Below are 8,828 nucleotides of genomic sequence, written 5' to 3' on the forward strand. Positions count from 1 at the left end.
ATTTAGATTTTTTTAATGTATATGTCATGGGTGTCATTGAGATGGCTTTCCAGCTATATTTTTTGGGAAAAATTTTGAAAAAGAAAATATCGCTGCCTTTTTACTTCCTTTTTGCAGTCTGTGCGGTGATTGTCTGCGATTTTGTCCCGACTAGCACGATCACAGGCTTTGCGGCGCTTGTCTTTCTGCTTACGGCATGCGGGATTTTGGTGTGCCATGCGGATGTTAAGTCATCCATTCTGTATGCGGCCCTGGCGGTTGAAATCATGCTGCTCTGTTACGGAATTGTGAAATCCATACTGGCTCTTTTACGCCCATGGATGCCTGTGGTTTTCCGTGATATGGACGGTATTGCGGTTATGCTGGTCAGTGAGGCGGCTTCACTGGCGCTGTCCGGTTTTTGTTATTATATGGTGTATCGTTATTTTTCCTGCTATTCTGCGGCGGAGATGCAGCAGATGTTTTTGGTTATCATTCCAATACTGATGATATTTATTATGAGTGAGTATATCAATACGGTTGAATTTGAATGTCAGTTTGAAGTTTTAGCGGAGGGCGGGCCTTCCGGAGACCTGTTCAGCCACTGGCATCTGCTTGTTATACATCTTCTGGGGCTTTTAAGCCTGTTCTGCATCCTGTTCTCTTATAAGAAACTGCAGCAAAACTTCCGTCTCAACACAAAAATTTCACTGCTGGAGCAGGAGGAACATACCCTGAACCAGTATGTGGAGGAAGCGAAGACCCGCTATGACAGGACAAAGTCCTTCCGCCATGATATCCGAAACCATATCGCAGTGATAAAAGACCTTTTAGAGAGCGGGAAATTTAAAGAAGCTGTAAGCTATATTGAGGATATGGACCATATGGCCGAAAAAATGTCATTTCCCTGCAGCACCAATAACCCTGTAGTGGATATCTTAATGGGAAACAAACTGGGGATTGCAGAAAGCATGGGAATCCGCGTGAACTGTTCCCTTCTCCTGCCATACCCCTGCGGCCTTAAAGACATGGATATCTGCATTGTCCTGTCGAATGCGTTGGATAATGCAATCCAGGCATGTAAAAATATGGATGGGTATATCCATGTGTCCGGGCGTATGCAGGGAGATTTTCTCATGATGGAAGTGGAGAACAGCTTCCGGGGGAAAAGCGCGGTGAAAAAGGGAACGGGATTGTCTAATATAAAGGCGGTAGCAGAAAAATATAGCGGCGCCATGAGCATAGAGACAAGGGAGGATGTATTTGCCCTGCAGGTGCTGCTTGTCATTCCACAGCATCCAGAATGCATCTCACAGCAAATGGATTAACCGCCCGCATTTTGCAGCCGAAAAGCGAAAAGGGAAGCTGTTTTTATAAATGTAAGAAATAGCTGCCCGATCATATCAGATTAAAGGAGGAACATATTTATGGCAATGCAGGTTAGTGGAAATTACGCGCAATCCAGAACTGATTATGCAGAGAAGGTGAAGGAGAAGCAGGCTGCGGAAAGGGCGGAAAAAGCAAAAGAAGCACAGGAAGCTAAGAAGGCGGCCGGGGAAAAAGGATCAGGCAGACTGTCCGAACCGCAGGATGTTTACATTCGTGGTGAAAAATCAGAAAAAGAGCCTGTCGGACTGTATCGGATCGGACAGGATGAGGACGGCAGCAGGAAAATCTTTTTTGATGATCCGGATAAGGCAAACCGTGCGGATAACAAGGAAGAGCCGAAAGCAGATGAGGATGGCAAAAAGTCGAAAGTAGACGGGAACGGCCAGGGAAAGCCGGCGGAGAAATGTGTCGGGAATACGGATAAGGTTGACAGAGAAATTAAGAAACTGAAAGAGAAAAAGCAGCAGTTTGAGCAGCAGATTCGGTTAGCTTCTGGAGATGAGAAGAAAATCCGGGAGTTGGAGAAAAAACTGGCACAGGTAGAGAATGAGTTAAGCCAGAAAGACAATGATACATACAGGAAGCAGCATGCTGAATTTTCCCAGATGAAATAGTTTCACAAGGAATGAATTTCGGGAAATGGTGGCAAATGTATATTGTTTTCCAGTATTTTTGAAAAGATTATGCCGGGAAAAATTTGGATGGAGGAATCATTATGCATGCGAAAACAATGGAAGGCCTTGCAGGAGCAAGTATGAATATGAAAATGATGAATACGCCGTTCCGTGTCTATGAACAAGCAGAGAGGAGAGGCGATACATCCACCATGGCGCGGGCAATGGGGTATGTCGGTGAGACTGCAGACAAAGCAGAGGACTATCAGAAGAAGATTGAGAAAGGAATGAAAGAAGAGGCAAAAGAGGCGCGGGAAAACGCGAAATCAGAGCAGGAAAACGCGATCCGGAAACGAAAGGAAGAACGCGGGGAACAGGAAAAGAGGATAGCGGAAAGCGGGAATGGCAACATGGATACAGTCAGCATCAGCGAAAGCGGGAAGGCCGTGTCAGGTGAGAGATCCGATTCGGTTCAGGTTGGTACAGACAGCAGCACACCTGTAGAAGGAGCAGATGCTATTATGACAGAGTCTGTAATTTATACGAAAACAGGAGAAGCAGCAAGACCCGAATCCGGTACGAATATTTCAATTTCTGCATAGAAGAAATCCATCCCCGGCGGGAAGGAACTGCATATGGTTCCAAAACCTGCCGGGGAAGTTAGGATTCTTTTGGTATACAGGCTTGTAGGGAATTGCATTTTTTGTGAAGAATATGAGGCAGCCCGGACATTGGAATTGGAAGGAAAAATAAAAATGGATAAGAACAGAGATTGTTTTGGAGCAGACATTGAGGCGGTCATAACAAGTTTTAATCAAGGAACTATGATTCTTGAAGCCGTTGAATCTTTATGCGCCCAAACATTATTACCCAAAAAAATAATCATTGTTGATGACGGCTCCAAAGAAGAGAATTCCATACGTATATTAAAAGATATGGAAAAAAAGGCTGATCTGTCGGTTCCGGTAATGATACATTATCAAGAAAACAGGGGAGTATCCTCTGCGAGAAATACCGGTATAAAGAAAACACTGGCGCCAATGGTATTAGTATTAGACGGGGATGATAAACTGGAACCTGAATTTACGGAGTATGTAAGCCAATTGCTTCGTGACAATCCATCCATGGTCGCCGCCTCGTCCCGGATGCATACATTTGGGATTTTGGATTCCATTGTCTGTCCTGCCGGAGGGAATATAAGTTCATTTTTATCACGCAATTGCTGTCCGGCGACACACATTCTTCGCCGGGAAATATTTGAACAGTGTGGAGGATATGATGAATCCATGCGTTCTGGTTTTGAAGACTGGGATTTCTTTTTAAGCATGATAGAAACATCTCCGGAAGCATGGATTGGGATTGTTGATAAGCCGCTGATCCAGTATCGTACAGCTCCTGCTTCATCCAATATAAAAAGCATGGATAAACGGCTGGAGATTATGCGTTTTATGATTGAAAAGCATATTAGCAGCTATCACGACCATTTAGCAGATGCATTGTTGGGAATAGAGACCATATCAAATTTAAGGTTATATCATTGGGAAAATGAAGTAACTCACGCAATAAGAAGTCATCAGGAAATAAGCCGGTTGTCAAAGGAGTTTTTGGAAAGTCCGACATATGGTGACGGAGGAATGGCTTCAGCCGTTCGGATTGCTTCGATTGGAGAAGAGAAATGAATAAGAAAAAATGGATCCGCATCGTATCGATTTATTCGATTATATATACAGGAATCACATTGTTAAGCAGCATTTTGTATCTTTGTGACGGTATTTATGAAGATCCAAGCGGTAACTGGCACGAATTAGACAGGGCTATGATCCTTCTGATAGGGGTAGCGGCATTTGAGTTGTGTACGAAGCTGCCTGTTAAACCCTTGATTCTCAGATATGTAACCGCGTATATTCCATCCCTGTTGCTGGCGTTTGCATATGTCTGGTCTACCGGACTGCGGGAGCCTTTGGCGAAAACAGCATACAGGGATATCTGGATTAATTTTACGAGTCTTTTTGTGCTGTTATGTATCATCAATACCGTCACTCTTGTTTATAGGAAAAAGAAACGGCAGAAAGGAAAGGTGAAAAGTGATGAGTAAATACAACGCATTATGGGAATATGTGCAGAAAAGCGGAAAGGAATCTTTCCGGCTGACCTTTGAGGAGATTCAGAATATTGCGGGGATACCGATTGACCACTCTTTTTTGAAATATAAGAAAGAGCTTGCGGAATATGGGTGGCAGGTTGGGAAAATATCCATGAAAGAACAGACGGTACTCTTTCATAAGATTGACTGACCGTTTAGGAACTGTGAATAAATAACTTTACAAAGGGAGTAAAAATGGATGAAAATATCTGTTAGCAGAGGACACTCCTGAAGTCAGGCTCCGGACATTAAAGGAGTATCTGAGACTAAGTGATGATGATACAAAAGTCATCGAATGTAAAAATAAATTACTTCAAAGCAAAGTATATGAGCGGGCATTAAAGAAATTAGAAAAGGAGAAACCCTGGGCGAAATTTGACGCAATTATGGCATTTGCCGAATGGGGATTAACCAGAGCTGATATCGGAAGTGATATCGACGAAGAAGTGTTTTCGCTGATCCAAAGCACGGGATTTAAAATGTTATGCGGCGAACCTTATTTATTAAGGAATCTTGTGAAACTGGGATATTACCAGGTGGATATCGTGAAAGAGGAGATAGGATGTATGCTTGGTAAGATCAAAGAAGACGGCGGATTTGGCTGTATCAGCAGTAATAAGAAAATCAATGACCCAAAGAAACCACATAAAAGCTGTGCCAGGCTGACGGTTGAGTATCTTCTGCTTGTTGCAGAACTTCATCTTTTAGGGATTGAATGTGAGTGTGAGAGCGCGTTAGTACATTATTTCACCAAAAGGAATATTTTTTACCGGACGGATAACAGTGAAGCGCCGATGGTGGATGTGATGCTGGAGACATTTTATCCGTCAGATCCAATTAAAGTCGGCGTTCAGAATATTGTATATGCATTAAGAGTGTTAGGGTGTCCAGGGGAATCTGAAGCGATGCAGGCCGGATATGAGGTGTTGAACCGGCACAGGCTGGATAATGGGAGATACCTGTTAACTGCATCAAAAAGTGTCCCGGCATTTAAAGCAGGAAAAGTTGGCGAAGAGAATAAATGGATTACACTTTATGCGTATATGGCACAATAGACAGCAAACCAATATTTTTTGGGAGGTAATCATATGGCAGATATGCTTGTTAAATTATATAATATACCTCATTCGCACGACATAGAAGTAAATTTATTCAAGAGTGGTATCAGAATCAAAAAAGCATTAGCGCCTGACAGGAGCAGGATCATTGCTTTCTCCAGGACATGTGCAAAAGATGATTATTCAGATGAAGTTAAGGCCGCTTTTTCTAATAATCCCATTACCTGTTATATTGCAACAAGGGAAAAGAAAATCATCGGTTTTGCATGTTATGAGGCGACAGCCAGGAATTTTTTTGGCCCTATGGCTGTGCTGGAAAGTGAAAGAAAAAAGGGAATAGGGAAAGCCCTGCTGTTGAAGTCTTTGGAATCCATGCAGGAGATGGGCTATGCTTATGCTATTATAGGATGGCCTGCAAAATCCGCTGTTGATTTTTATAAAAAATGTGTAGACGCAATTATGATTGACGAAAAATCTTCGGGTGTATATAAACGGATGATTGAGATTGATGAATAAAATAAGGAACCTTTATTGTTTTGATTGCTTTATATTTTGTGGTTAAATGGGCGGTCAAAAATGGAATGTTGGAAGCCTGTAAAGAGATAGAAAAAAAGAAAGCACAGGAGGCTTTAAAAGCGGATAAGACAATCATTGATTTGGAACAAAAGAAGTAAATATAAGGAATATTAGTGGAGGTTTAGATTGTATTCTTTACTGACGGTAAATTTAATTATGCCAATTGTAATGGTTTCAGTGGGACATACCTTCAAGAAACATCCGGCATCCGACATGGATTCAAATAATGGATATAACACACCAACTTCACGAAAAACAAGGGAACATTGGGAGTATGCACAGAGTATTGCGCCTGATATTTTTATATCCTTTGGAAAAGCTTTGGGACTGATCGAGATTTTATTAAGCGTAATAATGTATTTATTCCATGTCTCAATTCATGTAGCTCTATGTGTTGGAGGTTTTGTAGGACTGGGATTTTTGTTTTTAGGATTTTATAAAACTGATTTGGAAATAGAAAAAGAACACTAAAATCCAGTTGACATGCTGGAAAATCAGAATTTAGGAGAGGGAAAATATGATTATTGAAACAGAAAGAATGATTCTAAGAGAATATACCTTACAAGATTTCAATGCGTTATATGAAATAATGTCAGACGCAGAAACCATGCAGCATTATCCTAATCCTTTTGATAAAGAGCGTACTATGAAATGGATTGAATGGAATCTCCAGAATTACAAGGAATATGGATTCGGTCTGTGGGCTGCTGTTTTAAAAGAAACAGGTGAATTTATCGGCGACTGCGGGCTGACAATACAGAATATTGATGGAGAATTCCTGCCTGAAATAGGGTATCACATTCATAAAAATCATTGGAGGAAAGGTTTTGGGAGTGAGGCCGCAAGCGCGGTTAGAGATTGGGCATTTATGAATACAGAATACGATTGTCTATATTCTTATATGAAATATACAAATATTGGTTCATATTCTACTGCCATTGCAATTGGTATGAGGAAAGTGAAAGAATACCCCGATGAAAAGAATGGGATATCATATGCATATGCCATAAAGCGTGAAGAATGGGAAAAATTAAAATGACAAACTTTCCGTTGTCGGGAAGTTGTGGCGAACGTAAAATAGGATTTTATATTGAGGGAATTTTTATGTGTGAAATTTACAGTGCAATAGAAAAATACAGCTTCCTGTTCTGCCTGAACTCAAAATTGAGATGAGCACTCTCGGAAACTCAATAGAGAATAAGCAGGAAAGGGTTGATTTTCAGAAATGAGAGGGATAAGGGATGGATGATTATGGGGCTTGAGCAGTCCAGAGAGCATAAAGAATAAAAATGTGCATGACTTTAAAACCTGTCGGAAAACAGGCCTGAAAGAATCCAGAAGCAGGAAACTTGGTTTATGCCACTGCCTGCACCTGCTGTTTATAGCGGGCATCCAGATGGATGCAGATTCCAATCATGGTTGTCATGAAAGAATAATGCTCCTTTGTGTGTATGAACATACGGTGCAGTCCGTAATCATTGAGGATGCGGTTGTTGATACGTTCCGTGGCGGTGCGTTGATTATAAATCTTCTTATAAGCATCTGTGCCGCGGGGGACGTCGGTGTAAAGCCGGATATCCCATTCGGGCCGGGTCTTGACGACTCTCCCATATTTGGAATCGGTGCAGGAGTTTTTACATTTGGAACAGTGATCTTTCCCATAGGGGCAGCGCCACATGAGGTAACCGCTGGATTTGTCATAACCGTTAGGCTTCATGCGCAGTTTTTCCTGACATAAGGGCGTTCCATCTTTGTCAATGGTGATGGTATCAGGAATTGTTTTTGGCCGGCCGCATTTGTCGTTCAGGTCGATGAAGGCCCGTATTCCCCTGTTTTTAAGGATCCGGTAGGTGGGGTAATTGTCCATTGCAGAATCCAGGCACATATTCGAGGTGGAAACAGCCGGCATATGTTTTTCCAGTTCATGGAAAGCGACAAGGAAATTGACCGAATCATGACGCTTTGCACTGGTAAAACGCAGAAGCAGGGGGAGATCTGTCCTGAGTTCACTGTTATAGCAGGATAATTGGAACAAAGTGTAGCCGAAGTAATATTTTTCCAGGTCGCTGTCCCAGCCCCAGGAAGCATCGGGGTCGGGGAAATGCCGCAGGTTTTCCGGTGCGCCAACCCTGTGGTGCCCGCGTGGGCAGGCATGGGTATGCACGGCGGTGCCGTCTCCGGAAACCGTAAGGTGTTCCCTTGGTATGAGACCGGATTCCATGGAAGGCAGGACAGCCACGTGATAGAAGAAGCGCTGCAGCCGCCCTTCAAAGTTAAAAGGGATATCCTTCCCGCTCATGAGCCGTTTTTCGATAGATTCTGTGATTTTGGGCTTTGCCTCCTGTGCTTTCTGTTTTTTGCCTTTGGGCTTATCCGGCTTTTTGGTGTTCCAGGAAGCCGGAAGCAGTTTGTCCCGCGCATATAAGTCCGTTGGCGGTGCAGTCCAGAGCCTGTCCATGAAGTCAAAATAAGAACCGAGGGGCGGCAGGGAATCCGTAGTGCAGCCGATGAGAGCGGCAAGGAGGCGGTCATGTTTGAGCCTGTCGACCCAAAGGGTAAGGGATAGCTTGGCCAAACCTTCTGAAAATAGAAGAAAGAAAAGGATAAAAGACCTTAAGATTTGCGGCTGGTTCTTAGCGGGCCTGCCAGTGTTGGAGTAAAAGGGCAGAAGGAACTCCATGGCCTTATCGGTATCGAAAAGGCGGAGTTTCTGCCAAGGTTTCCAAAGCTCCGTATGGAGCCGGACTCTTTCAGAGGAATCGAAATGGACTTTGGATTCGTTGAGAAAGTACTTGTAATCTTGCATGGACTGCCAGTACTTGATCATAAAGTGCACCTCCTAGTAGTTTAGTTTAATGCTGTGCGTGTGGCACAGACGCTTCTTAACTACAAGGGGCGCGTTTGGTGACTGGCGTATATGGTCACCAAACGCGCCGCACATTTTGACTTATATGTCAATACTTTTTTGAAAATTTAACAAAAATGTTTTCCGGGATATGGAGGAAAGCAAAAAAGAAGAACATGAAAAAAGAGCGGAAATTCGGGCTTAAAGAGTTTCCGAGACTGCTC

The 8,828-nt window shown here is 42.9% G+C and carries 12 protein-coding genes; 11 read left to right on the forward strand and 1 reads right to left on the reverse strand.

Annotated elements, in window-relative coordinates; genetic code table 11:
• Positions 1–74: 74 nt before the first annotated feature.
• The 11 genes from VSQ62_RS31780 (at position 75) to VSQ62_RS31830 (ending at position 6,798) form a co-directional block, all read left to right on the forward strand.
• Entirely contained in the window at positions 75–1,307 is a 1,233-nt protein-coding gene (locus VSQ62_RS31780; protein WP_331489069.1) for a sensor histidine kinase, read from the forward strand.
• Between the two features lie 99 nt (positions 1,308–1,406).
• Positions 1,407–1,982, forward strand: coding sequence for a hypothetical protein (locus VSQ62_RS31785; protein WP_286082392.1), 576 nt, complete (start codon positions 1,407–1,409; stop codon positions 1,980–1,982).
• Positions 1,983–2,083: 101 nt separating this feature from the next.
• Entirely contained in the window at positions 2,084–2,584 is a 501-nt protein-coding gene (locus VSQ62_RS31790; protein ID WP_286082391.1) for a hypothetical protein, read from the forward strand.
• A 153-nt stretch (positions 2,585–2,737) separates the two neighbouring features.
• Positions 2,738–3,661, forward strand: coding sequence for a glycosyltransferase family A protein (locus VSQ62_RS31795; RefSeq protein ID WP_334638726.1), 924 nt, complete (start codon positions 2,738–2,740; stop codon positions 3,659–3,661).
• A complete protein-coding gene (locus VSQ62_RS31800; protein WP_286082389.1) occupies positions 3,658–4,077 on the forward strand; it encodes a DUF6608 family protein in 420 nt (139 codons plus the stop codon). The genes VSQ62_RS31795 and VSQ62_RS31800 overlap by 4 nt, the downstream gene beginning before the upstream one ends.
• On the forward strand, positions 4,070–4,276 hold the full coding sequence (locus VSQ62_RS31805) for a hypothetical protein (protein WP_334638727.1): 207 nt from the start codon (positions 4,070–4,072) through the stop codon (positions 4,274–4,276). Before VSQ62_RS31800 ends, VSQ62_RS31805 begins: the two co-directional genes overlap by 8 nt.
• A 235-nt stretch (positions 4,277–4,511) precedes the next feature.
• Positions 4,512–5,180, forward strand: a complete 669-nt coding sequence (locus tag VSQ62_RS31810; RefSeq protein ID WP_334638728.1) for a hypothetical protein — start codon at positions 4,512–4,514, stop codon at positions 5,178–5,180.
• A gap of 33 nt (positions 5,181–5,213) precedes the next feature.
• Positions 5,214–5,699: a GNAT family N-acetyltransferase gene (locus VSQ62_RS31815; protein ID WP_286082387.1), complete on the forward strand. Its 486-nt coding sequence runs from the start codon at positions 5,214–5,216 to the stop codon at positions 5,697–5,699.
• A 20-nt stretch (positions 5,700–5,719) separates the two neighbouring features.
• Positions 5,720–5,857 carry a DUF6019 family protein gene (locus VSQ62_RS31820; protein WP_286082386.1) on the forward strand — a complete coding sequence of 46 codons (138 nt, stop codon included), beginning with the start codon at positions 5,720–5,722 and terminating at the stop codon, positions 5,855–5,857.
• A 58-nt stretch (positions 5,858–5,915) separates the two neighbouring features.
• Positions 5,916–6,230 carry a hypothetical protein gene (locus tag VSQ62_RS31825; RefSeq protein WP_334638729.1) on the forward strand — a complete coding sequence of 105 codons (315 nt, stop codon included), beginning with the start codon at positions 5,916–5,918 and terminating at the stop codon, positions 6,228–6,230.
• 46 nt (positions 6,231–6,276) lie between these two features.
• A complete protein-coding gene (locus VSQ62_RS31830; protein WP_334638730.1) occupies positions 6,277–6,798 on the forward strand; it encodes a GNAT family N-acetyltransferase in 522 nt (173 codons plus the stop codon).
• Positions 6,799–7,113: 315 nt separating this feature from the next.
• Here the strand turns inward: VSQ62_RS31830 and VSQ62_RS31835 are convergent, their stop codons facing one another.
• Positions 7,114–8,586, reverse strand: coding sequence for a transposase (locus tag VSQ62_RS31835; RefSeq protein ID WP_334637163.1), 1,473 nt, complete (start codon positions 8,584–8,586; stop codon positions 7,114–7,116).
• Positions 8,587–8,828 lie beyond the last annotated feature (242 nt).

The sequence above is a fragment of the Sporofaciens sp. JLR.KK001 genome (assembly GCF_036941055.1).
Lineage (GTDB): Bacteria > Bacillota > Clostridia > Lachnospirales > Lachnospiraceae > Sporofaciens.

Excerpts from the sequence above, each read along its gene's own strand:
- VSQ62_RS31785 (WP_286082392.1), top strand. The coding sequence starts at position 1,407 with ATGGCAATGCAGGTTAGTGGAAATTACGCGCAATCCAGAACTGATTAT.
- VSQ62_RS31790 (WP_286082391.1), top strand. The coding sequence starts at position 2,084 with ATGCATGCGAAAACAATGGAAGGCCTTGCAGGAGCAAGTATGAATATG.
- VSQ62_RS31795 (WP_334638726.1), top strand. The coding sequence starts at position 2,738 with ATGGATAAGAACAGAGATTGTTTTGGAGCAGACATTGAGGCGGTCATA.
- VSQ62_RS31800 (WP_286082389.1), top strand. The coding sequence starts at position 3,658 with ATGAATAAGAAAAAATGGATCCGCATCGTATCGATTTATTCGATTATA.
- VSQ62_RS31805 (WP_334638727.1), top strand. The coding sequence starts at position 4,070 with ATGAGTAAATACAACGCATTATGGGAATATGTGCAGAAAAGCGGAAAG.
- VSQ62_RS31810 (WP_334638728.1), top strand. The coding sequence starts at position 4,512 with ATGGCATTTGCCGAATGGGGATTAACCAGAGCTGATATCGGAAGTGAT.
- VSQ62_RS31815 (WP_286082387.1), top strand. The coding sequence starts at position 5,214 with ATGGCAGATATGCTTGTTAAATTATATAATATACCTCATTCGCACGAC.
- VSQ62_RS31825 (WP_334638729.1), top strand. The coding sequence starts at position 5,916 with ATGCCAATTGTAATGGTTTCAGTGGGACATACCTTCAAGAAACATCCG.
- VSQ62_RS31830 (WP_334638730.1), top strand. The coding sequence starts at position 6,277 with ATGATTATTGAAACAGAAAGAATGATTCTAAGAGAATATACCTTACAA.
- VSQ62_RS31835 (WP_334637163.1), bottom strand. The coding sequence starts at position 8,586 with ATGATCAAGTACTGGCAGTCCATGCAAGATTACAAGTACTTTCTCAAC.